This window comes from Vibrio sp. bablab_jr001 (assembly GCF_016464285.1).
Classification (GTDB): Bacteria; Pseudomonadota; Gammaproteobacteria; order Enterobacterales; family Vibrionaceae; genus Vibrio; species Vibrio fluvialis.
This window is the reverse complement of record NZ_JACDWZ010000046.1, coordinates 229,874-252,848: the sequence shown is the minus strand read 5'-3', so window position 1 is coordinate 252,848 and position 22,975 is coordinate 229,874. Positions and strand designations below refer to the sequence as shown.

General features: G+C 51.9%; 22 protein-coding genes and 1 pseudogene. 15 read left to right on the top strand and 8 right to left on the bottom strand.

Going from position 1 to position 22,975, the window contains the following annotated elements; translation table 11 throughout:
- Positions 1-48: 48 nt before the first annotated feature.
- A complete protein-coding gene (locus tag JIG40_RS08445; protein ID WP_199465146.1) occupies positions 49-954 on the bottom strand; it encodes a DMT family transporter in 906 nt (301 codons plus the stop codon).
- A gap of 97 nt (positions 955-1,051) precedes the next feature.
- On the opposite strand from JIG40_RS08445, the gene JIG40_RS08440 reads away from it, so the two are divergent.
- From JIG40_RS08440 to JIG40_RS08425, 4 genes and pseudogenes are all read left to right on the top strand, one after another.
- The gene (locus JIG40_RS08440; protein WP_158148607.1) at positions 1,052-2,473 is read left to right on the top strand and encodes a PLP-dependent aminotransferase family protein; all 1,422 of its coding nucleotides are present in this window, start codon (positions 1,052-1,054) and stop codon (positions 2,471-2,473) included.
- A 69-nt stretch (positions 2,474-2,542) separates the two neighbouring features.
- Positions 2,543-2,947, top strand: a pseudogene (locus JIG40_RS08435) (DUF2391 family protein); the annotation flags it as partial.
- A gap of 81 nt (positions 2,948-3,028) precedes the next feature.
- Complete coding sequence (gene speG / locus JIG40_RS08430) at positions 3,029-3,550, top strand: spermidine N1-acetyltransferase (protein WP_020328940.1); 522 nt, start codon at positions 3,029-3,031, stop codon at positions 3,548-3,550.
- A gap of 3 nt (positions 3,551-3,553) precedes the next feature.
- Positions 3,554-3,805 (top strand): Rho-binding antiterminator, encoded by a 252-nt coding sequence (locus JIG40_RS08425; RefSeq protein WP_199465145.1) that lies wholly within the window; start codon positions 3,554-3,556, stop codon positions 3,803-3,805.
- A 61-nt stretch (positions 3,806-3,866) separates the two neighbouring features.
- Here the strand turns inward: JIG40_RS08425 and JIG40_RS08420 are convergent, their stop codons facing one another.
- The 4 genes from JIG40_RS08420 to kdgR form a co-directional block, all read right to left on the bottom strand.
- Complete coding sequence (locus JIG40_RS08420; RefSeq protein ID WP_020328938.1) at positions 3,867-4,475, bottom strand: 2OG-Fe(II) oxygenase; 609 nt, start codon at positions 4,473-4,475, stop codon at positions 3,867-3,869.
- A gap of 115 nt (positions 4,476-4,590) precedes the next feature.
- The gene (locus tag JIG40_RS08415) at positions 4,591-5,307 is read right to left on the bottom strand and encodes an exonuclease domain-containing protein (RefSeq protein WP_104965083.1); all 717 of its coding nucleotides are present in this window, start codon (positions 5,305-5,307) and stop codon (positions 4,591-4,593) included.
- A 4-nt stretch (positions 5,308-5,311) separates the two neighbouring features.
- The gene (locus JIG40_RS08410; protein ID WP_199465144.1) at positions 5,312-7,186 is read right to left on the bottom strand and encodes a putative nucleotidyltransferase substrate binding domain-containing protein; all 1,875 of its coding nucleotides are present in this window, start codon (positions 7,184-7,186) and stop codon (positions 5,312-5,314) included.
- Between the two features lie 83 nt (positions 7,187-7,269).
- The gene (gene kdgR / locus JIG40_RS08405; RefSeq protein ID WP_032080597.1) at positions 7,270-8,052 is read right to left on the bottom strand and encodes a DNA-binding transcriptional regulator KdgR; all 783 of its coding nucleotides are present in this window, start codon (positions 8,050-8,052) and stop codon (positions 7,270-7,272) included.
- Positions 8,053-8,312: 260 nt separating this feature from the next.
- On the opposite strand from kdgR, the gene kduD reads away from it, so the two are divergent.
- The 7 genes from kduD to JIG40_RS08370 all read left to right on the top strand — a co-directional run bounded on the left by kduD (position 8,313) and on the right by JIG40_RS08370 (position 13,403).
- Positions 8,313-9,074 carry a 2-dehydro-3-deoxy-D-gluconate 5-dehydrogenase KduD gene (kduD, locus tag JIG40_RS08400; RefSeq protein WP_020328934.1) on the top strand — a complete coding sequence of 254 codons (762 nt, stop codon included), beginning with the start codon at positions 8,313-8,315 and terminating at the stop codon, positions 9,072-9,074.
- A gap of 22 nt (positions 9,075-9,096) precedes the next feature.
- Positions 9,097-9,618 carry a YgjV family protein gene (locus JIG40_RS08395; RefSeq protein WP_172566476.1) on the top strand — a complete coding sequence of 174 codons (522 nt, stop codon included), beginning with the start codon at positions 9,097-9,099 and terminating at the stop codon, positions 9,616-9,618.
- Between the two features lie 14 nt (positions 9,619-9,632).
- The gene (locus JIG40_RS08390) at positions 9,633-9,956 is read left to right on the top strand and encodes a cupin domain-containing protein (protein WP_020328932.1); all 324 of its coding nucleotides are present in this window, start codon (positions 9,633-9,635) and stop codon (positions 9,954-9,956) included.
- 51 nt (positions 9,957-10,007) lie between these two features.
- Positions 10,008-10,643, top strand: coding sequence for an RpiB/LacA/LacB family sugar-phosphate isomerase (locus JIG40_RS08385; RefSeq protein ID WP_020328931.1), 636 nt, complete (start codon positions 10,008-10,010; stop codon positions 10,641-10,643).
- Positions 10,644-10,754: 111 nt separating this feature from the next.
- A complete protein-coding gene (locus JIG40_RS08380; RefSeq protein WP_199465143.1) occupies positions 10,755-11,669 on the top strand; it encodes an alpha/beta hydrolase in 915 nt (304 codons plus the stop codon).
- 173 nt (positions 11,670-11,842) lie between these two features.
- Positions 11,843-12,769: a sugar kinase gene (locus tag JIG40_RS08375; RefSeq protein ID WP_199465142.1), complete on the top strand. Its 927-nt coding sequence runs from the start codon at positions 11,843-11,845 to the stop codon at positions 12,767-12,769.
- A gap of 10 nt (positions 12,770-12,779) precedes the next feature.
- Positions 12,780-13,403 carry a bifunctional 4-hydroxy-2-oxoglutarate aldolase/2-dehydro-3-deoxy-phosphogluconate aldolase gene (locus tag JIG40_RS08370; protein WP_199465141.1) on the top strand — a complete coding sequence of 208 codons (624 nt, stop codon included), beginning with the start codon at positions 12,780-12,782 and terminating at the stop codon, positions 13,401-13,403.
- A gap of 151 nt (positions 13,404-13,554) precedes the next feature.
- On the opposite strand, the gene JIG40_RS08365 is transcribed toward JIG40_RS08370, so the two are convergent.
- From JIG40_RS08365 to JIG40_RS08355, 3 genes are all read right to left on the bottom strand, one after another.
- Positions 13,555-14,586 carry a pectinesterase family protein gene (locus tag JIG40_RS08365; RefSeq protein WP_199465140.1) on the bottom strand — a complete coding sequence of 344 codons (1,032 nt, stop codon included), beginning with the start codon at positions 14,584-14,586 and terminating at the stop codon, positions 13,555-13,557.
- Between the two features lie 316 nt (positions 14,587-14,902).
- Positions 14,903-17,128: an exopolygalacturonate lyase gene (locus JIG40_RS08360; protein ID WP_199465139.1), complete on the bottom strand. Its 2,226-nt coding sequence runs from the start codon at positions 17,126-17,128 to the stop codon at positions 14,903-14,905.
- A gap of 83 nt (positions 17,129-17,211) precedes the next feature.
- On the bottom strand, positions 17,212-17,931 hold the full coding sequence (locus tag JIG40_RS08355; protein ID WP_199465138.1) for an oligogalacturonate-specific porin KdgM family protein: 720 nt from the start codon (positions 17,929-17,931) through the stop codon (positions 17,212-17,214).
- A gap of 651 nt (positions 17,932-18,582) precedes the next feature.
- Between JIG40_RS08355 and JIG40_RS08350 the strand changes: the two genes are divergently transcribed.
- Genes JIG40_RS08350 through JIG40_RS08335 form a run of 4 tightly spaced genes read left to right on the top strand, consistent with a single transcriptional unit; the run spans position 18,583 to position 22,864 of the window.
- The gene (locus JIG40_RS08350) at positions 18,583-19,467 is read left to right on the top strand and encodes a sugar ABC transporter permease (RefSeq protein WP_020328923.1); all 885 of its coding nucleotides are present in this window, start codon (positions 18,583-18,585) and stop codon (positions 19,465-19,467) included.
- A gap of 2 nt (positions 19,468-19,469) precedes the next feature.
- Positions 19,470-20,381 carry a carbohydrate ABC transporter permease gene (locus JIG40_RS08345; protein ID WP_020328922.1) on the top strand — a complete coding sequence of 304 codons (912 nt, stop codon included), beginning with the start codon at positions 19,470-19,472 and terminating at the stop codon, positions 20,379-20,381.
- Between the two features lie 33 nt (positions 20,382-20,414).
- On the top strand, positions 20,415-21,581 hold the full coding sequence (gene ugpC, locus JIG40_RS08340; protein ID WP_199465137.1) for a sn-glycerol-3-phosphate ABC transporter ATP-binding protein UgpC: 1,167 nt from the start codon (positions 20,415-20,417) through the stop codon (positions 21,579-21,581).
- Positions 21,578-22,864, top strand: a complete 1,287-nt coding sequence (locus JIG40_RS08335) for an ABC transporter substrate-binding protein (RefSeq protein WP_199465136.1) — start codon at positions 21,578-21,580, stop codon at positions 22,862-22,864. Before ugpC ends, JIG40_RS08335 begins: the two co-directional genes overlap by 4 nt.
- The last annotated feature ends 111 nt before the right edge of the window (positions 22,865-22,975 follow it).

The following is a 22,975-nucleotide window of genomic DNA, read 5'->3' as shown; positions in this document are numbered from 1 at the left end:
TCAAAAGCCCCGCACATTGGCGGGGCTGCTTTTAATATCAGGCTTTGTTCACACTTCGCGGCTTAGCGCCGCTGATAGCTTAGGGCGAAAGAGTACTGGCTTTTTCACCACCAAATAGACCGCCATGGCTGCCATCACAAAACCCAGCACACCAAGCATGTCAAACGATTCACCAAAGCAGATCCACGCCTGAATCGCCGTGGTCGGCGGCACCAGATAAAACACAGAGGCGACGCTCGACGAAGCACCGTGCTCCACCATATACAGTAGCAGCAGAATGGCGATGCACGACAACACAACCACGAGCCAAGCGAGCGTCATAATAAAGGTCGGCGTCCAATCCACCTGCATGGTTTCAAAGCTCACCGCCGCGGGCAGTAGCAACGCCGCTGCCGCCACATATTGCACGAGCGCACCACCAATCAGATCGACACCCTGACAGAATTTCTTCTGATATAGCGTTCCCAGCGTAATACCGGCGAGAGAAATCACACACATGCCGATCGCGGCCCATTTGTGCGCATCAGATTGCCATTCGATATTACCCAGCAGTACACAACTGATACCGGCAAAGCCCATTGCGAGCCCCAGCCACTGAGCTAAGTTAAAACGTTCGGTCGCCATACACACCAGCAGCAACGCAGTGAATATCGGCTGAATACCCACCAGAAGAGAAGTCAGGCCGGCTGGCATGCCCCAATAAATTGCCTGATAGGTGCCGCCCAGATAGAGACCATGAATCAATAAGCCAGACACACACGAATGCCAGAACTGTTTACCCGTAGGCAGGCGGCGCTTGAGCACAGCGATCAGCACCGCAAACAGCAGCACGTTGAACACCATACGCAAAGTTAAGAAAGCCATGGGCTCGGCATACGCCAGCCCAAAGCGGGCACCGACGAAGCCGGACGCCCAAAGTACAACAAACAGGAAAGGAATCATTTTGACGAGCATGGAAAAATCTCTGGCTTTCTGAGTCACGATGACGTTACTTTAATTGGGTACAGAAAAACTAAAAAGGCACAGTTCCTGCCATTTAAATGGGTACAGAATGAAGGACGATTGCAAATACAGTGAAGTCGAGGCGCAGTTGCGTCAGTCGATGGAAAATGGCTTGTTTCAGGCGCACGACAAACTGCCGTCGATTCGCCAGTTGTGTGAAAGTCAGGCGGTGGGGAAAAACACCGTGATCCGCGCCTATCAGGAACTGGAAGCGCAGGGCTGGATCTATTCTGTCCCGCGCTCCGGTTATCGTGTGGCCGAGCGTCAACACAAAGCCGAAGCGCAGGCCCACTCTCCTTCACGGGTCGACCTGCTGTCGATGTCCAAATCAATTCTTATCCAGCCCGCTGTGAAGCATCATATGCCCGCAGGTTCGGCGCATCCGAGCACAGATTCTCCGGCCATTCGCAGTTTGTATGCCGAAATCGGTCGCCACAGCCGCATGCAAACCCACATTCCCAGCCACTACCAACTGCCACCGGGTAATGATCAATTGGTGCGCCAGCTGCGCAAGATCAGCCGCGATTTGGGCATCGAGGCCAAGCTCAGCGATATCGCCATAACCCATGGCGGCCAACAGGCGATCAGCCTGGCTTTTCGCGCGCTGACCGAGCGGGGTGACATCGTGGCAGTCGAATCCCCCTGCTATTTCGGTACTTTACTGTTGCTGGAATCACTGGGGCTGAAGGTGGTGGAGATTCCCAGCCACACCGCCACCGGCATTGATATTGATGCGGTGAAAGAAGCCGTTGAACGCTGGCCGATCAAAGCTTTGCTGGTGACGCCCAATTTCAATAACCCTACTGGCGCGCAGATGCCGTTCAACCATCGGCAGGCGTTGCTGGACGTCACCCACAACATTCCCATTATTGAAGACGATGTATTCGGCAGCCTCGGTTTTAATGAGGCTCTGCCCAATCTGAAAGCGCTCGATACCGAGGAACGGGTCATTTACATCAACTCATTGTCAAAGACGCTCGATTCACGATTGCGCATTGGCTGGATGGTCGCCGGGCGCTATATGGATCAAATCGAAAAAGTGCTGCTGAGTGAAAACATGGGTAGTCTTAATCTGATGCAATCCGCCGTGGCGGAGTTTCTGACCTCAGGCAAATATCGCACGCATCTGGCCCGAATGCGCCGGGTCTATCAGCAGCATCAGCAACGCTTTGCCCGTCTGCTTAATCAGGCATTCAGCCACGAGCCTCAACTCGCCGGGCGTTATCACTTATCGCGACCAGAGGGCTCATTTCTGTGCTGGCTTACTTTGCCACTCGAAGTCGACACCTACCGGGTGTATCAGGAGTGTCTGGAGCAAAAAATCAGTCTTCTGCCCGGCCACTTGTTCGCGACCCAAGGCCAGTTCAATCACTGCATTCGCTTCAGCGTTGCGACTCTCGACGATGAGCAGCAATGGCTGCGCAGCCTGCAAACATTGGCTGCGATCATCGTCAAGCAACTGCGCTCCTGACGCAGCGAAACTCGCCAAATCCCTTTGTGGAGCGTACAGTGAAAAGAGCAAAAGAATCAGAGAACTGGGAAGAAATCGATGAAATTCAGTTTTAACTTGGAAGATGCGGGACAAGTTTGCGTCGGAGCATTTGCACTGGCGGTCCCCATTTCCTTTTCAGAAGAGGCGTGGCAGCTCGGCACATCTCTGCCGCTGCCCAACTTACTGCTGCTGCTGACTCTCTCTCTCGGTTTTCTCGGCGTGTTCGCTTACGGCAGTGTGTTTCAGAGTAATATTCGTGCCCGTGTTCCGGTGTTTGTGTTCCGGATTCTGATTGCTTACGTCATCACTGCACTGGTGGTCGGGTTCGTGCTGCTGGCACTGGATAAACTGCCGCTGCTCGCCGAACCGATCGTGTCGCTCAAACGCATCATTGTGATTGCGATGCCAGCGTCGATGGGGGCGATTGTGGTGGACAGTTTCGATAAAGAATAATTGTCGGTAACGGCTTGTTTTGCAATAAATCCGCGATATATTCATCAGCAGAAGCCACACCAAGCTTAGTCAGGAATCGTTATGAAAAATCAGTTAAGCCTCAGAGCCCTAGAACGCGGAGACCTGCGTTTTATTCATAATCTGAACAACAACCGCAACATCATGTCGTACTGGTTTGAAGAGCCTTATGAATCGTTTGATGAGCTGGAAGAGCTGTACAACAAGCACATTCACGACAACGCCGAGCGCCGTTTTGTGGTCGAGAACGACGACAAAGAACTGGTGGGTCTGGTCGAGCTGATTGAAATTAACTACATCCACCGCAGTGCAGAATTTCAAATCATCATCACGCCGGATCATCAGGGTAAGGGCTTTGCCCGCACTCTGATCAACAAAGCGCTCGACTACTCGTTCACCATTCTCAACCTGCACAAAATTTACCTCCATGTCGCGATTGACAACGAAAAAGCGGTCCATTTGTATGAATCGTGCGGCTTTGTCGAGGAAGGTCATCTGGTGCAGGAGTTCTTCATTAACGGCCGCTATCGCGACGTGAAACGCATGTACATTCTGCAAAATGACTACCTGAGCAAAAGTGAGTAAAGCATGATTTCCTGCAGCCAGTATGACTACATCGAGATTGCCTGCCTCTACCATTTGCCCGTAGCCTTGACACTGCAAGACGGTTCGGTCATTCAGGGCACAGCCAAAGACACCGGGCGCAATGCGGCGCGTCAGGAGTGCATTATTGTTGAGGAAAACAGCCGCGAGCATTGGATTGAAACCGCCACGCTCGTTCGCATGCAGGCACTGAGCGACAATCCGCACTTCAGCGACATTCACTTTCAGCAACAGTAAAAAAAACCGCGCTTCTGGCTTCAGAATCGCGGCTTTTTCAATCAAAAATATTTGCTCGCACTCAGTTGGCGATATCGAGCTTATTCGCCGTCACGCCGTTGGTACGAAACCAACCTGCGATACTGACGCGATCCGCGTGCGTCGGCAGCACTTCGTGGGGAAATTTCTCTGACAAAAACACCACTAAGCGCCCGGCAACCGGAGCGACAGTATCAATCAACTGGTCGTCAAGATCGTAGATTTTCAGCTCACCGCCATCAGCGGGTTGCCACGCTTCGTTCATGTAGAACACCGTCGTCAGCTTGCGGTTTTCCTGCCCGCGAAACGCATCAAGATGCTTCTTATAAAAGTCGCCCTGCTCATACTTGGCAAAATGCGCCTCGTACTCGAACAGTCCAAGGAAAAAGTCCCGGTTAACGGCCTGACGAATCTGCTCCATGCGCTCAAGATAATCCTGAACCGGCTGTGCCATATTCTGGCTGAGCCACTGAATCTTGTCGCTGCGAATCGTCGTTTCCCGCTGCAAATCGTCATTGCGGCCAATGCGAGCGCGCTTCCAGTTTTCCGGAGCACAATCTCTGAGAGACTGCACCTGCTCTGCGGTCAGGAAGTCATCCCAAATAAACCATCCCTGTTCGGCGATGGCGTCTAATAACGCGTCTAAAGCCATAATTTTCAATGCATGTTGACGAAAAAAGGCGTTATAACGGCAGGACGGCAAAGCAACAAATCTGATTATTTGTCCACAAGGTCAATAAAAATTGTTGATGGATGAGCGCGATGAATCAGGGCGCGATCAGCTTAGACAGCTTCGGCGGATGGTTCTTAAACAGCGATTTCATTTGCGCGGTAAAGAGTTCGGCCGTGGCAAGGGCATCAATCGCGGCAGAGTGCGCAGTGTATTGTGGCAGGGCGTAGCGCTGGCGTACATCATTGAGCTGAAAGCTGGTGCCCGGCGCTTTTTTACCGGCGTAGGTCATCTGCTTTTCGATGTGCAGCGTGTCTATCCACACGCAAGGAAAATGTTCGACACCGAAGCGTTCGCGCATGTACTGCGCCACAAACGCCCGTTCAATGCAGGCGCCGTGCACCAGTGCGATTTTTCCGGCCAGCTGATTGAACAACTGATCCATCGCGTCATCCAGCGTGACGCCCTGTGACAACACATCGGGTGTGATGTGATTGATGACCGCAGAGTCCGCCGTCACAAACTCGGGATGACGAACAAACAGCTCTTCACTGGCGGCGACATCGATATGATCCATCGTCATTCCCACCCAGCCAATGCTCAGGATCTGATCCTGACTGGCGTTGACTCCTGACGTTTCAAAATCAAACGCCACCATATCCATCTGATACACCAAGGCTTCCGGGCTTGGCAACGCCTGATTGAAATAGTGTTCGAGTCCTGTTGGCCAATCGCGGCGGGCAGCCAGTCGCTGATGCTGTTTCACCATCTTGTGGTAGCCGCCGCCAAAGCGGCGCTTCAATGCATTAAGCATCGTTTTATCCTTTTACAAACCTGAGTTTGGCTACGTCCTGTAGCTCGCTGATGATTTTAAAGGCGTCTTTCAGGTGTTTGCGTTCAAAGCTGCTGAAAGAGTCCGGTGAAATATGGTTGTTCGGCTCTTTGCCTTCACGCAGAGCCTGCAGCTGATGCTGAAAACGAACCTGAGTAATAAACTTGTAGGCGCCGATAATGTTCTGACAGCTGTCTTCGGACATCGTGCCCTGCTGAGCCGCGAAGCGAAAACGCTCTTCGGTGCCGGTCATTGAACCGCCAGCCGCCAGACTGAATATCCGCGCCAGGTCGATAATCAGGTTCAGGGCATATTTTTTGATATTGAGCGTGTTGCTGTTGTCGCCGCCTTTCTCCAGCACCAGATTATTGAAAATCCCCAGCGGCGGCTGCGTATCAATCGCGTCGCGAACCAGAGCCGGCAAGAAATTCTGGCTGTTCTGAATGCACTGATGCAGGTGCTGTTGCAGCTCTTCCACCAGTTCGCTATTGCCGTAAATCGAACGCACCTCAAGAAACACACTGATACTGAGCAGTTTATTGTATTCCGGGCTGGCCACCCACTTGCGGTAATACTCTTTCCATACCTGAATCGGCTGACACCATTTCGGTGACGCGGCCATGTATTTGCCGTCACACAGCGGATAGCCACACGCCGCCAGCCCGTTGCATACGCGCATCGCCAGATGGGTGAAATAGAGCATATCTTCAGGCTTGGCATCGCCACCCAGCACCAGAGCGCAGTCTTGGTCGGACAACATATGTACTTCATTACGTGCATGCGAGCCCGCGACGACCCAGGCATAATCACACGGCGGCGGCCCAAGCAGTTCCTCGTTGATCTGCAACAGGCGGCGGGTAAACGCGTCCATGATCATCGACATCACCCGTCCCTGAATTTCTGCGCTCACGCCGCTTTCAACCAGCGATTCAAAAATAGACTGCTTCTCCACATTGAGCGCCGCCAGCGCATTCACGGAACTGGCGTATTTGATTTTCTCAATCAGAAACAGGGCTTGTGTGCGATGGTTATGGACCAGATGTGACGTGGTCAGTAAACCGACCACCTCGTTGCCCTTCACCACCGGCAGGCAACGAATGTTGTATTGCAGCATGATGGAGATGGCCTGAATCACTTTGTCATCGGCCTGAATCAGTTGCGGATTTTGTGTCATCACCGTACTGATGGGCTCATGAATACCGATACCGGTCGCCACGACACTGCGGGTCATGTCCCGGTCGGTCACCACACCGACAATTTCACCTTCGCGCATCACCACCGCGCATGAGCTGCGGCTGCGCTCTTCACCACACATAGTTTGCGCCACGTCCTGAATCGGCGTGTTGACATCGACAATCGCGATATTTTCACTGGCAATTTCCCCGACGCGGCGGAAAAACAGCCCTTTGTCCTCTTCACGGCCAGCGGCATCGTTGACTGCCGACGTTAAGCGCAGCTGCGCATGGGATGCGAAGTAGTTGGCAAATTCCGGATGCTCCTGGCAAACGGTCTGCACATCGGTGTGCGGCACCAGATAAAGCAGTGAGTCCTGAATCGCTTCAGCCTGATAGCCATCTTCGGCATCTTTCAGCGGCGCGAGAAAAGTAAAACCAAACTGGTCCTCTTCTCCCAAGCGAGCACGCAACTGACCGTCGCGCCTTCTCTGCTCAATCGCCCCGGTGCGAATGATGTAGAGATAACGTTCTTGGCACAATGCACTGAACTCTATTTTTTCGCCTTTTGCCAGATAGCGCACTTTGACGTGATTCGCGAGCGATTCAACAATCTCGGAGGGCAACTTATCAAACGGATCGAGCTTGATAAGAAAGTCATAAATATTAGGGGTTAATGATGAGCCCACACCGCCCTCCTCATTTCAAAACGCCGTTTCAATACAAAAAATGATACTAAAAAAAGCAGCCAGACGGCTGCTAATTTTTTTGCCTAAGCCGGGTAATTGTTATAACCAAGCTGAAGCGAGATATTGCGACCTGCCGTTTGCAGCAAGTCCACGTAGTAACCCATGCGTTGTTCATCAAAACGGATGGTTGGCAGCGACATCGACAAGCCCGCAATCACATGACCAAAGCGGTCATAGACAGGTGCAGCGATACAGCGCAGACCCGGTTCTTGTTCTTCATTGTCTTCTGCATAGTGTTGAGTGCGAACCAGCGCCAGCTCTTCCAGCAGTTGCTCAACATTCTCCAGCGTACGATCCGTGTGTTTGATGAATTCCACCCCTTCCAGAGTATCGCGTACAAACTGCTCGTCGCGTTCAGCCAGCAGCACTTTACCAATCGCGGTACTGTACAGCGGGTTGCGGCGACCAATGCGCGACTGCATGCGCAGGTTGTAACCAGAATCGATTTTGTGGATGTAGATGATGGCGTTTTCATCCAGCGAACCTAAGTGCAACGCTTCGTTGGTCTGCTCAGAGATATAACGCATCTCTTTGTCCGCTAACTCAATCAGATCGACGTACTCAAGGGATTTTGCGCCCAGCTCAAACAGTTTCAGGGTCAGTTTGTATTTATCCGCTTCCCCTTCCTGAGCCACAAAGCCCATGGATTTCATGGTTTGCAGGAAACGATAGGTCGTGGCTTTAGACATCATGAGACGTTGAGACAGTTCCGAAACACCAATTTCTTTCTGCTCGCCCAGGGCCTGAAGAATGCTGAAGACTTTCAGAACCGAAGATACCGCTTCCGGTTGAGTTGACTTTTCCATTGTAGAACCTTTGTGTTTTCTTGTTAGCGCCTATTATAACCGCTCACTTTCTGTGTACCACAATTTTTAAAAAGCCTTTTCAAAAATTTGAAACCGCGCAAGTATTCCATCATCAAAAAAGAAGATCGACATCAATATTTTTAAAACACCTTTTCAAAAATAATTGCCTTAGGTTTCTTTTTGATCCACGATACAGACATACGAACTGAGATGGCCAACTCGCCGCCACTCAAAAACCAGCTACCACTGAGGAAAACGTTATGATTCTTGATTCATTTAACCTGGAAGGCAAAGTCGCTATCGTCACGGGTTGTGACACTGGTCTTGGTCAGGGTATGGCACTTGGCCTGGCTAAAGCAGGTTGTGACATCGTGGGTGTAAACATTGTTGAACCGACTGAAACTATCGCAAAAATGGCAGAAACCGGACGTAAGTTCGTTGATATCCGAGCTAACCTGATGGTTCTGGACGACATCCCATCCATCATCGACCGCGCAGTGACTGAACTGGGCCGCATCGATATTCTGGTCAACAACGCTGGCATCATTCGTCGTAATGACGCGATTGAATTCAGCGAAAAAGACTGGGATGACGTGATGAACATCAACATCAAGTCAGTGTTCTTCATGTCTCAAGCGGTGGCGAAACAGTTCATTGCACAAGGTGAAGGCGGCAAGATCATCAACGTAGCGTCCATGCTGTCTTATCAGGGTGGTATCCGCGTACCGTCTTACACCGCATCAAAGAGCGGCGTCATGGGCATCACTCGCCTGATGGCCAACGAGTGGGCGCAACACAACGTCAACGTGAACGCAATTGCACCGGGCTACATGGCAACCAACAACACTGCCGCGCTGCGTGCTGATGAAGATCGCAGCAAAGAGATTCTGGATCGCATCCCGGCGGGTCGTTGGGGTACACCGGAAGATCTGGCAGGCCCAGTGATCTTCCTGGCGTCGAAAGCATCAGACTACATCAACGGTTATACCGTAGCGGTTGATGGCGGCTGGTTAGCCCGTTAATTACTAAGAAGCATACGAGAAGATGATTGCAGATTTATCACTGGCTCAGGCATTAGGGTTTGTCAGCTTTGGTTTAGGAATCTCCACTTTCTACCAGAAAAACGACAGGCGGCTGAAGATCGTAATGTTCGTCTTCAATCTCAATCATCTTCTCCACTTTATTTTGCTTGGTTCGGTAGTCTCAGCGCTCAGTGCTGCCCTGTCGGCCATGCGCACAGCCAGTTCCATCTACACCTCGTCGAAATATGTTGCGGCGATATTCCTGCTCGCCGGAGCGGGATTAGGCCTTTACATCGCCGACCATTGGTGGGATCTGTGGCCAGTGATTGGCACCATGATTGGTACATTTGCTATCTTCATGTTGCGCGGCATTCAAATGCGCATTGCCTTTCTGATTGGCGCCTGCTGTTGGCTGACCAACAATATTCTGGTTGGCTCCATTGGCGGCACATTGCTGGAGCTGACTGTCATTACCGTTAACAGCCTGACCATTTTCCGTATGCTGCGTGAACAAAAACGCGCGCTGGCCAGTCAGGCACTGTAAACAAAGAGGGCATCATGTTTGTCTATAACCAAGATGTAAAACTGGAAGATCTCGGCGCTGGCGTTTCTCGCAAAATCCTCGCCTACAGTGACAACATCATGAGCGTTGAAGTGCATTTTGAACAAGGCGCAATTGGCCCGATGCACAGCCACCCGCATGAACAGCTGACGTATGTGCTGTCGGGTGAATTCGAATTTACCATTGGCGATGAAACCAAAATCGTCAAAGCCGGCGACGCGCTATACAAAGAGCCGAACGTGATGCACGGCTGCGTTTGCCTTAAAGCGGGGGTGCTGCTCGATAACTTCACCCCAATGCGCAAAGATTTCATTCAATAACGAATTCGCTTTTTAACTGATTTGTTGCGGACAAACCGCAGGAGAAACTCTATGAAAATTGCACTGATGATGGAAAACAGCCAGGCTGGCAAAAACGCGATGGTTCTGAACGAACTGAACACCGTAGCGGCGCCGCTGGGTCACGATGTTTTCAACGTTGGTATGTCTGATGAAAACGACCATCACCTGACTTACATCCACTTAGGGATTATGGCCAGCATTCTGCTGAACTCAAAAGCAGCAGATTTCGTTGTGGCAGGTTGTGGTACCGGCCAGGGCGCAATGATGTCTCTGAACCTGCATCCGGGTGTTATCTGTGGTTACTGTCTGGAGCCTTCAGATGCGTTCCTGTTTAACCAAATCAACAACGGCAACGCGTTGTCTCTGGCTTTTGCGAAAGGCTTTGGCTGGGCAGGTGAACTGAACGTTCGTTACATTTTTGAAAAAGCGTTCACTGGCGAACGTGGTCAGGGTTACCCAATCGAGCGTGCGGAACCTCAGCAGCGCAACGCTGGCATTCTGACTCAGGTGAAATTCGCGGTCGCGAAAGACGTCGTTGAGGCACTGCGCTCTATCGATCAGGAATTGGTGAAAACGGCTGTGGGCGGCGCACGCTTCCAAGAGTGTTTCTTCAGCCACTGTCAGGTGCCGGAAATCGCAGAATACGTACAGTCTCTGCTCGACTAAGCACTGCTTTACTTATTTATCGGGAACTAAGCAAAAAGCCAGCCTTCGCGCTGGCTTTTTTTATTCAATCAATAGCACAATGGTTCCACCTCTTTGCTTCAAGGATTTGATATGACTGACGTTTCGTTTACTTCTCTCACACAGTGGTTCCCCGGCCACACAGTCATTCCGCTCTGGCCATCGACCCAGCCCGTCCCCGACCTTGCGCCTCGTTTCAGCGACCGCAGCAGTGATGAAGTGGTGCGCGACCGCGAAATTTCTCAGATTACCCGGCCAGAAATGGTGGTGGTTGAACCTGAGCACCCCAACGGCATCGGTCTTTTGGTCCTACCCGGTGGCAGCTATCAGCGCGTAGCCTTTGACAAAGAAGGCATGGACACCGCCATCGCGATGAGCGAGAAAGGTTATACCGTGTTTGTCATGACCTATCGTATGCCGGGCGATGGCCATGCGGAGGGCGTGCACGCGCCGCTGGCGGATGCTCAGCGCGCCATCAGACTGATTCGGGCTCATGCTCAGCGCTGGGCACTTCGTCATATCGGCATCATTGGTTTTTCAGCCGGCGGACACGCCGCGGGCACACTGGTGGTGCATCACCATCAAGCGGTTTACCCTTTACAGGATTCTGCCGATTTGCTTTCACCACGCCCGGATTTTGCAGCGCTGATGTATCCGGTGATCAGCATGGATGAAGAGATCGGCCACGACGGTTCCCGTTATGAACTGATGGGCGACGATCCGGATACAACGACTCGTCAGCACTATTCGCTGCACACTCAGGTGAGCCCGGATACACCACCCTGCTTTCTGATGCACGCCAGCGATGATAACGCCGTCAAAGCCGACAACAGCCTGGTCTTCTGGCAGGCGCTCAAAGCACACCATGTCCCGACCGAGCTGCACATTTTTGCCCGCGGCGGCCACGGCTTTGGCCTGCGCGGTGTCCAGCACCTGCCCGCCAAACACTGGCTACAGCTACTCGACAGTTGGGTGCAGAGTTTGTACGCCCCCGCTTCCATTCGATAACTCCGGCATCAAGTGGCACGCAGAGTGCGTGCCGATTTTGGCTCTTTCACTTCACACGCAAAAACTCAAATAAAGACCCAATTCACAATTTAAATGAACCATCGTTTTAAATTTATTGTTTCATGGTTTTTTTATTGCCATAATGGCGTCAGATTATTTTGAGGAGTACTCCTATGAAGGTGAATCGAGTCGCGGTCATCGGCGAATGCATGGTGGAATTGCAAAAAGCCGACGATCAGCTCAAGCAGAGTTTTGGTGGCGATACACTGAATACTGCGCTCTATCTGTCTCGCCTGACACAGCAACACGGCATCACCACCTCTTATGTGACCGGATTGGGGAAAGATCCGTTCAGCAAACAGATGTTGACCAGCTGGCAGCAGGAAGGGATCAACACCGATCTGGTGCAGATCTCCGACAGCAAACTGCCGGGTATCTACGCGATTGAAACCGCGCCGGATGGTGAACGCAGTTTCTACTACTGGCGTAACGACTCGGCGGCGAAGTACTGGCTGCGCGAAAGCCCGCTTTTGAGCCTGGCAGAAAAGTTCAGCCAACATCAGGTGGTTTACCTCAGTGGCATCAGCCTGGCGATTTTACCCGCTGATTGCCGTGAAAAATTGGTTGAGCTGCTCACACTGTGTCGCAAAGATGGCGTGACCATCGCCTTCGACAACAACTACCGTCCTGCCCTGTGGGAATCTGCCCAGGCTGCGCGCGACATGTACGCCAGTATTCTGCGCTTAACGGATATCGCATTTCTGACCTTTGACGATGAAGTGATGCTTTATGGCGACAGCGCGGAACAGCAGGCAATCGAGCGCACGCAAGGTTTTGGCGTCAAAGAGATCGTGATGAAGCGTGGCGCGGACGAATGCTTTGTCGTGACGTCTGATGATTTTATCGCCGTACCGGCCATCAAAGTGAGCAAAGTGGTAGACACCACCGCCGCCGGTGACTCATTCAGCGCCGGTTATCTGGCCAAACGCCTCACTGGTGGCAGTACCGTCGACTCCGCGGTTTCTGGTCACGCTCTGGCGGGCACCGTTATTCAACATCGTGGGGCAATTATTCCACGCGATGTCATGCCTCTAATTTAAGGATGGAAAAATGAAAACTCTTAACGAGCAACTGCGCGACATTAAAGTCGTTCCGGTGATTGCAATCAAAGACGCAAACAAAGCTGTCAAACTGGCCGAAGTGCTGATTGAAAACGGCCTGCCTTGTGCGGAAGTGACTTTCCGTACTGAGCAAGCAGCGCTGGCCATGAAAAACATGCGCGAAGCATTTCCGGACATGCTGATTGGCGCAGGCACCGTACTGACTACAGCTCAGGTTGATCAGGCGATTGAAGCGGGTGTCGACTTTGTGGTCAGCCCGGGCTTTAACCCGACCACAGTGAAATACTGTCAGCAGCGCGGCGTGACCATCGTCCCTGGCGTCAACAATCCAAGCCTGGTGGAACAAGCGATGGAAATGGGTCTGGATACGCTGAAATTCTTCCCGGCTGAGCCGTCTGGCGGTATCGCTATGCTTAAAGCCCTGACGGCTGTTTACCCGGTCAGCTTTATGCCAACCGGCGGCGTGAGCCCGAGCAACGTGAAGAACTACCTCGCTATTCCAGCGGTGCTGGCGTGTGGCGGAACCTGGATGGTGCCCAACGATCTTATCGACAATGAAAAATGGGACGAACTGGCTGTGTTGGTCAAAGAAGTCGCTGGCATCATCGCTTAACGATTACCGATCCTTTTTCGAGATCAAACCTCTCGACCTTGATTTGTTATCCTGCAACAAAGACTGGTTTTGAGCCGGCAGTCCGTCCATGCCTGCCGGCCCATTGTCAGAACGCATAGGTGTTTGCCCATACTTCGGTATGGGCCTTTTTTTATCCGCGCGCTACGCGAGTAAAGTCCCAACCATCCAGTATGCTGATGTCATCGTAACAAACCGACGCTACCTCGCTCAGTTGCGGCCGCGCCGGAGTGATGCCAGCGCCGCAGCCCTGATTGGCGTATTCCCAAAAGCGTGAGTCTCGGGGGTGAAACCAAATCAGTTGCTGACGAATATCCCGCCCGCTCATCTTGTCCCAGCCATAGATATGATCGCCCATTTGGCAATGCAGAAACGCCGCGTGGCCAATGGCATTAGGATCGGCATATCGCCCATCGCCAAACGTGGTCGTCGGATGCCAGGGGCGGCCCAGCGCGTAACTGCCCGCGGGAACACCGGGCTCTTTCTCCAGACGGCACGCTTTAAACACCAGTCCGAAGCGCTGGGTTATCGGCGTTGATGGCGCGGTGATATATCCCCATTCGCCTTCGGCGACATCGTCCCGGCGACGAGCCAATATCTGACACTGTTTGAACAGGCCGATGCCCTGACCGAAGATGAAATCCACCGTTCCGCTGATATGGCAGTGTTCAAATACGCTGCGGCCACCGCGCAGATACAGGGTGTCCTGAAAACTGCTCAGCGCCACATCCCGAAAATAGGCGCGATCGGCTGCTCGGCCAACCATTAAGGCGACCGCCTGAGTATTGATGATGCGGCTGGGATCGCCCTCGTGTTTGGCCTGATTGGCACGAAAATCAAAACTGTTTTCGATCGTCAAAGCGTGCGCGCAGAAGTCCGGCGCATCCACATACACGGTGCGGCTGCCCGCGGTACTGATGCGAACGCCATTCGCGTCCAACATGCCATTGGCGGTGGCGGCGCGAATTACGGTACTGTCGCGCCCTTCTCCGATCAGAGTGAGATGTGGCCGACGGATCGTCAGCCGTTCGTGATAGACCCCTCGGCGTACAAAGATTGCGTGCGGCGTTTTGCCGTAAGGCACCGCGTCTATCGCTTGTTGAATGGCCCCAAAGTCGCCACTGCCATCCAAGGCGACCACCGCATCATAGTGTCGGCTCAACATGATTCTCTCCTTGGCATCAGTGGAAATAGGCTACCTGTTGATCCAGCGCGCGCGCTGATATTGCCATCTGTTAAGTCGCTGCCTCGCCTGCGACACTGACAAAATGCGCACTGATTCGCCGACTGGTTTCACAAATCTGCCCCACCAGCGGATTGAGAGCCCGGGCCGTCTGCCGGCACCTTGAGTCAATGGCATCATTTCTTTGGTGGGAATGTCTCACCGCTCAGATGAACCTGAGCATGAGAGCTGAAATGAAGAGTAAATGGGAAAAGAAAAAGGGGGCTTACCCCGACAGAAGTAAGCCCCAAAAGGACAGTTAGTCCATGTTTAAGGTTTCCCGAATATGTACGACCTGAGCTTGACTCGGCGGTGCGTCTTTCTCTGCGAGTTGTACCGCTGATTTCAAAGCCTCAAGTGTTTGCAGATCCACCGCTTGTCCCTGCTCGTCCGTAGTGACACCATTGACGATGAAGCGGTTTCCGCGCAGCGTTTCACCGTTGACCACGTCGCTGTACTGACTGGCAACAGAAAAACGGTATGACTGGTTATTGATGAATGAACCTTGTTTTCCTGCCGCTTCGTAAGGGCTCTTACGGAACAGGTAGTTAAAGCGCACGTTATCAATCGCCACGTTGTTTTCCAGCGTCAGCGAGCCCGGGTTAAAGTTGTCGGTAAACCCATCCATATTGTTGCGAAACGCCAGGTTATTTTTCACGATGTGCGCAACTGGCAAGCCTTCTCCTCCCAGTTTGAAACCGTTACCGCGCGTTCCGCCTTTGGCCGCCACGTCCATTGTCTGGCCGTTCATGTAAGAAATCGAATCCAGAATGGTGACCACGCCGTTGGCGCCATCTTCCACTTTGTTGAACAAATCCCAGCCATCATCAATGTTGTGATGCGAGATACAGCGAATGAAGGTGTTGCCATCACCAATCCTCATTTTGGCGGCGAAACCGTCAGCGTTGATCTGCGACTTATCCATGTTGTTGAAGCTTTCACTGTCCGTCACGGTGTTGTAACTCGCCCACAGTGCACGGCCAATTTTCTCCGGTGACGAGATTTGGAAGCCCGTATCCGGCGCGCTATGCGTCACCATGTGTGAGAACTGGTTGTGGCTGCCGTGCACGATGACGCGGGCACCGGCGACTTCAATGTTCGACACATTCCAGTAGCTGGCTTCATGCAGGTAATCGCCCGTAAAACGCACCTTATCGCCTGCCGTTTTCAGCGTTTTCATCGCCTCTGGCGTACCGCTGGCAGAAACGGGCAGAGTCAGACCTGGGTAATCGCCATCTTCCAACACAATGGTACCACCCGGAGGAAGCAGTTCGACTGCCGCGTCCAGTGTCATACGCCCGTTGCTGCCGTTCGGGTTAACACGAATTTCCATCGGATTGGCGAGCGCCACTTTCTCTACCTGATATTGGTAGCTCAGCGGTTGTAGGCTCGGCCCTTCAATCGGCGTGAAGGTGACGTCAAATTGCGTGTTGGCTTGAGTCAGTGTGGTTGGAAAACCAAACATCTCGCCGGCTGATACTGCCTGTTTATCCGCTAACCACAGACCATTTTGTGCCACACTGAATGTGCCGCTGTAGTTAGCACGCGCCTGAACAGTGTAATTCTCGATTGGTGAGCGATCCGCCGAAGCTTGCTGTAGAACTGGGTTGTCGAGTTTTGCGTGATAACGCGGAGCCTCAACCGTGTTGGCTTTAGACAGTGTCAGCTCGACATCGCTCACGGTCATTTTGGCATTACGTGAGGCAAAAAAGCCGACGTACTGATGTTTGCCATCCTGCATTTGCACCAGGTTGGCATTGGCGCCGCTGACTTCCTGAGTTTGTTTCACCACACCATCGTCGTAGCTGACCCAATATCCGCTGTCGGTGCGGGTCAGCGTCATGTGATACGTTTTGCCCGGGCCAAACTCGACGCCTTTGACAAATTCGTCGTGGCTCATGCGGTTGCCCGCCGTTCCCCACGGCTGATAAATGCCTTCGCGGTACGTCGCATCGACATTGACCAGCCCATTGTGTTCTTTCTTATTGGCACGGATCAGGTTCATCACCATGTTCGAGGCAGCCGGAAACTCTTCCAGCCCTTGTGGCTGAGGGTCGAGGCGCGCTTCGCCAACAATATCACGCACCATCAGACCCGCCCCTTCCTGACGGTTAGGCGAAGATCCGGTTTCCGGGCCAAGCTGATCAATCGTCACATTGGCCGATAAAGTGAAGTTCACGTTCGTCGGTAATTGGGTGTAATAGAAAGTACCGCCTTCATGGGAGTTGGCGATCTTGCCGCCACGGCTTTCAATGGTGAACTGCGAGGCGACCAATCCCGGTTGTACGGCTTGCCCGTTGGCCACCACGTGATTGAGGCCGACTTTTTCCGGCAGGATGGTGGAGCCGAAGTTAAGATCGGTAGACTGGCCAAATGTGATCGCCTGCCATACCGCCTGACTGCCGTCGAGATGAGTAACCTGAGAAGAGCAGGCGGTCAGCGCAAACGCGGACGCCAGACACAAAGCAATGGGTGTTTTTTTCATGACAATACCTTCGAAAAGCAAAAGGCTGACTCGGATCCTTCCGGGTCAGCCTTGGAATACAGTGGACAGTGAGGACGTTGAATTTAGAAGCTGTATTTCAGACCGACACGGTAACGAGGCGCGTAATCGTCTTTACCTTCCGCGCTGCCCGCATCAACCGATACCATTGCGAACTCGGCAAATGGACGCCAACCGCTTTCCAGACCGTTGTATTCGGTCGATACACTCACCAGGTTGAGGTAGTTTTCATCGCCTTTGTAGCCAGAGCTTGAGGATTGCTCGAACTTGTATTCCACATCCAGACCGAATTTGAAGTCGCCCGCTTTGTAGCCACTGGTCAGGTTCAGCTGATGGTAATGGCCGTCTGCTTTGCCTGAATCTTCCGTTTTGTTGGCATCGCCATATCGGTAACGCAACGCCACATCCCAGTCGTCAGAGAGTTTTTGCGTCCCTTTCAGGTTGAATTTGTGAGTAATGCCGTTGGTATTGGAATCAGCGCCATAAGCAGGTTGTAGCGTAAAGGTGTCGGTCACTTTGTAGTTGTAGCTCACCACGACTTCATGTCCGGCATCATGCAGTTCACCCAGATCAAAACCTTCGCCTTTCGGGTTTGCCCACTTCACTTCAGCGCTCAGGCCAATACCGTTCTCAAAGCGATGGTCGAGCAGCAAACGATCTTTGTGCTGAGATTCGGCTTTGCCCTTGCCATCTTGAAATTCATGACGGAGGTTAAGGCTGGTCGCCTGAGCCGCAGTGGCAGTCAGTCCGATGAGGATGGCAGAAGTTATAATTTTCACTTTCATAATTGAAACACCGTTTTGTTTTATTGGATTTACAGTTTCATTTTATGAATCAAGTTCCGATAGAAAAGCCAGAAAGAGACAAAATGTGATCAATGAAACCACGTTCCACCTAAAATCAAGAATATATGTGATCAAAGTTGAAATAGTGGTTTATTTTTATAAGTAAATAAAATTCATCTCAATTAATAACTCATGAAAAAGTAAAAAACCTGAAGAAGATAAAATAATAAAATCTCAAAAAATGAAGATTACATTGATTTCAATCAACGCATTTAAACTCACTTCAGGCAGAAAAACCACCCCAAGAAAACACACTAAGTACTTGATATTTATTGAACATCAACAACGAGTTATTACATTTATTCTTTTAAATCAAACAGTTAAATACAGAGCAAACAAACCATTCTACACAAGGATTGAACGATAACTCTGAAATGCGCATCTGAACACCCATGCATCAACAACAAAACGAAACGTTGTTTCACATTTTTATTTTAATTTATTTAAAAATATTATCTTTTGATCACACTTATAGATTCATCGAGTGGAAGTTAACTAGTTATCTGCGTTTAATAAACTCAGAAACCGAGAAGTGACTTCGGAGCGATGCTTTCTACTTTTCGGTGAATAAAAACTAACGAGGACGAGAAAATGTATGAAAGTCGTAAGCTAGGATTGGCGTACCTGTCTCCCTACATCATAGGGTTGATTGTGTTTACCGCCTTTCCTTTTGTTTCGTCATTTTTGATGAGCTTTACCGATTATGACTTGATGACCGCACCCAAATTTGTCGGCATCGAGAACTATCGTTACATGCTCACAGAGGACGATTTATTCTGGAAATCAATGAGCGTCACCTTCGCGTACGTTTTCTTGACCATTCCAGTCAAACTGGCGTTTGCGCTGTTTATTGCCTTTATCCTGAACTTTAAGCTCAAGGGCATCGGCTTTTTCCGCACCGCTTACTATATTCCGTCGATACTCGGCAGCAGCATTGCGATCGCCGTTCTGTGGCGCGCTCTGTTTGCCATTGATGGTGTGTTAAACGGCATGCTGGGCTTTATTGGCATCGACCCGGTCAACTGGCTTGGCGAACCCTCTTTTGCTCTGTTCTCGATCACGCTGCTGCGAGCATGGCAGTTCGGATCAGCGATGGTGATCTTCCTCGCGGCGCTGCAGAACGTGCCGCAATCTCAGTATGAAGCGGCACTGATTGACGGCGCCAGCAAGTGGCAAATGTTCATGAAAGTGACCGTGCCATTGATCACGCCGGTCATTTTCTTCAACTTCATCATGCAAACCACGCAGGCCTTCCAGGAGTTCACGGCGCCTTACGTCGTTACTGGCGGCGGCCCGATGAAGTCGACGTATCTGATCTCACTCTATATCTACGAAACCGCGTTTAAGTTCTTCGACATGGGCTACGGCAGCGCGCTGGCATGGTCGCTGTTTATTGTCGTGGCGATTTTCACTGCCATCACATTCCGTTCATCAAAATACTGGGTGTTTTATTCCGGTGACAAGGGAGGCAAATAACCATGTCTACAACCATCACTGCTCAAAACGAGGCCAGCGAAGTCCGCGCCAGTAACGTCGAGAACGAACGCACACTGCGCCGTGAAAAGATCAACGCCACCATTCGCTACACCGTGTTGATCATCGTCGGCATTATGATGCTCTATCCCTTGCTGTGGATGTTCTCTGCCGCGATGAAACCCAACCATGAAATCTTCTCTTCCATGAGTCTGATTCCCAGCGAATGGAGTCTGGAAGGATTCATCAACGGTTGGAAAACCGGTACCGAGTTTACCTTCGGCCACTACATCATGAACACCTTCTTGTATGTGCTGCCCAAAGTGTTCTTTACCGTGGTCTCCTCCACGATCGTCGCCTACGCCTTTGCCCGCTTTGATATTCCGTGGAAGAAGTTCTGGTTCGCGACCTTGATCGCCACCATTTTGCTGCCTCAGTCGGTACTGCTGATTCCTCAATATCTGATGTTCCGTGAAATGGGTCTGCTTGACAGCTATCTGCCGCTCTATCTGCCACTGGCCTTCGCCACTCAAGGTTTCTTCGTCTTTATGTTGGTGCAGTTCCTGCGCGGCGTTCCAACGGACATGGAAGAAGCGGCGATGATTGACGGCTGTAACTCTTTCCAGGTGTTGTGGTACGTCGTGGTTCCGGTGATCCGCCCGGCCATCATCTCGGTGGCGCTGTTCCAGTTCATGTGGTCGGTGAACGACTTCCTTGGCCCATTGATCTACGTATCGAGCGTCGAGAAGTATCCGATTGCCCTGGCTCTGAAAATGTCTATCGACGTCACTGAAGGCGCGCGATGGAACGAGATTCTGGCCATGGCATCGATCGCCATCATCCCATCGATCATCGTGTTCTTCATGTCTCAGAAATATTTCGTGGAAGGCGTGACCAGCAGCGGCATTAAAGGCTGATTTTGGAATTAAACAAGTTTTGGAGTTAAAACAATGGCTGAAGTCAAATTCAACAAACTGGAAAAAGTCTATTCCAACGGATTCAAAGCCGTGCACGGCATCGATCTGACCATTCGTGACGGAGAGTTTCTGGTGATCGTCGGCCCGTCGGGCTGTGCCAAGTCGACCACGCTGCGCATGCTGGCCGGTTTAGAGAACATCACCGGTGGCGAAGTCACCATCGGCAACAAGATCGTCAACAACCTGCCACCGAAAGATCGTGGCATCGCGATGGTGTTTCAGAACTACGCGCTGTACCCCCACATGACGGTGCGCGAAAACCTCGGCTTTGGCCTCAAGCTGCAAAAGCTGCCGAAGACAGAAATCGACCAACGTGTGAATGAGGCCGCCAAGATCCTGGAGATCGAAGAGCTGCTTGAACGTTTGCCGCGCCAGTTGTCTGGTGGTCAGGCACAACGTGTGGCGGTGGGCCGCGCTATCGTGAAAAAGCCGGACGTCTTCCTGTTCGACGAACCGCTTTCTAACCTCGATGCCAAACTTCGTGCTTCCATGCGTGTGCGTATTTCGGATCTGCACAAACACCTGAAAGCAGAAAACCGTCCGGCGACCGCGGTGTACGTCACGCATGACCAAACCGAAGCCATGACCATGGGCGATCGCATCTGCGTGATGAAACTCGGTGAGATCATGCAAGTCGACACGCCGGAAGCGCTGTACAACAACCCGGTCAATATGTTCGTCGCTGGCTTCATCGGCGCACCAGAAATGAACCTGCGCGACGTCACGCTGGATGACATCGACGGCGAATTAGTGGTGTCGCTGGAAGGCCAACACCTCACTCTGCCTGCGGACAAAGCCGCCAGCATCAAAGCCACTGGTTATCACAAAACCGTACTCGGCATTCGCCCGGACAACATCACACTGGCGCTAACCGACGATATTCCCGAAGGCGTGCAGGCGCTGACCGGTGATGTGATTCGCATGGAAAACATGGGCCACGAAGTGTTTGTCTACTTCCGTGTCGGCAAAGAAGAGTTCACCGCTCGTGTGCCGATCGACGATGTGAAGGCCAAGCTCAACATGGAATTGAAACGCGGTGTGACCTTCATGGTAGACATGAACAAAGCACACATTTTCGATAAAGAAACCGAAAAGAACATCTCGCTAAAAAATAAAATAGCTTGGAGGCTAACCCTATGAACATGAAGAGAACACTGCTATCAACGCTGACTGCGCTCGCGCTCGGTGGCATGGCTGCCAATGCCTACGCGCAAACTGAACTGCGTATGTCCTGGTGGGGTGGCAATGCCCGCCACCAAGCTACCTTGAAAGCGCTGGAAAAATTCCACGAGAAATACCCGGACATCGTCGTCAAAGGGGAATACACCGGTTGGGATGGTCACTTGTCGCGTCTGACCACGCAAATTGCAGGTAATACTGAGCCGGATGTGATGCAAACCAACTGGAACTGGCTGCCCATCTTCTCCCGCGATGGCGGTGGCTTTTACGATATGAACCAGAACAAAGATGCGTTGCAGGTGGCTCAGTTCCCGCAGCAAGCCATCAACATGACCACCGTCGACGGCAAGATCAACGGTCTGCCGGTGAGCATGACTTCTCGCGTGTTCTACTACAACAAAGACATCTGGGCGAAAGCGGGTGTGGGCTATCCGAAAACCTGGGATGACCTGATGAAGGCGGGTCAGGCGTTCCAACAAAACCTCGGCGACGGCTATTACCCACTGGTGATTGAAGCGCGCGATGTGTTCGCGATGAACCGTTCGCTGTTCATTCAGAAACATGGCAAAGACATCATCAGCCACGACACCAACCTGCTGGCGTTCAGCGACAAAGAGATGACCGAATTCTTCCAGTTGTATGTGGATCAGGTTAAAAACCACGTGTTCCCATCAACCAAAGAGTTCGCTTCTTACGGCAAGGGTAACCTGTACGAAATGCGTCCTTGGATTGACGGTCGTTTTGGCGGCCTCTACATGTGGGATACCGCGGTTGAGAAATACGCCGACAACCTACAGCCACCGATGTCGCTGGAGTTAGGTCCCTACCCAATGGAAAACAATGCGGTAGAAGCTGGTCTGCTGGCTCGCCCATCGATGATGTTCTCTATCGGCCGTAACACTAAACACCCGCAAGAAGCGGCGAAACTGGTGAACTTCCTGCTCAACGATCCTGACGGTATCGAAGCACTAGGGCTGACACGCGGCATTCCAATGAGTCAGTCGGGCCTATCGACGCTGCAACAAAGTGGCCACATCGACCCAAGTAGCCTGTCGTTCCTTGGCTATCAGCAGGCGAAAGCGCTGCCTCAGAAAATCATGCCAACCACCTACACCGACAACGCGCAGTTGATGGAACTGTTCAGCGAGGAGATGCAGCATCTTGACTACGGCCAGTCCAGCGTCGAAGAAGCCGCGAAAAACTTCCTGCGTCGCGGTAACCGTGTATTGAAGCGCATGAACTAAGCGTTCACGTGATATCAGCACCTCTTTTCAGGGGTGCTTTTGCAGTTTGTGGCGCAGACGTTTTGAGTCGCCATGGGTAAGTCGCTCGCATTGCACAAGCCGCTTACCCCT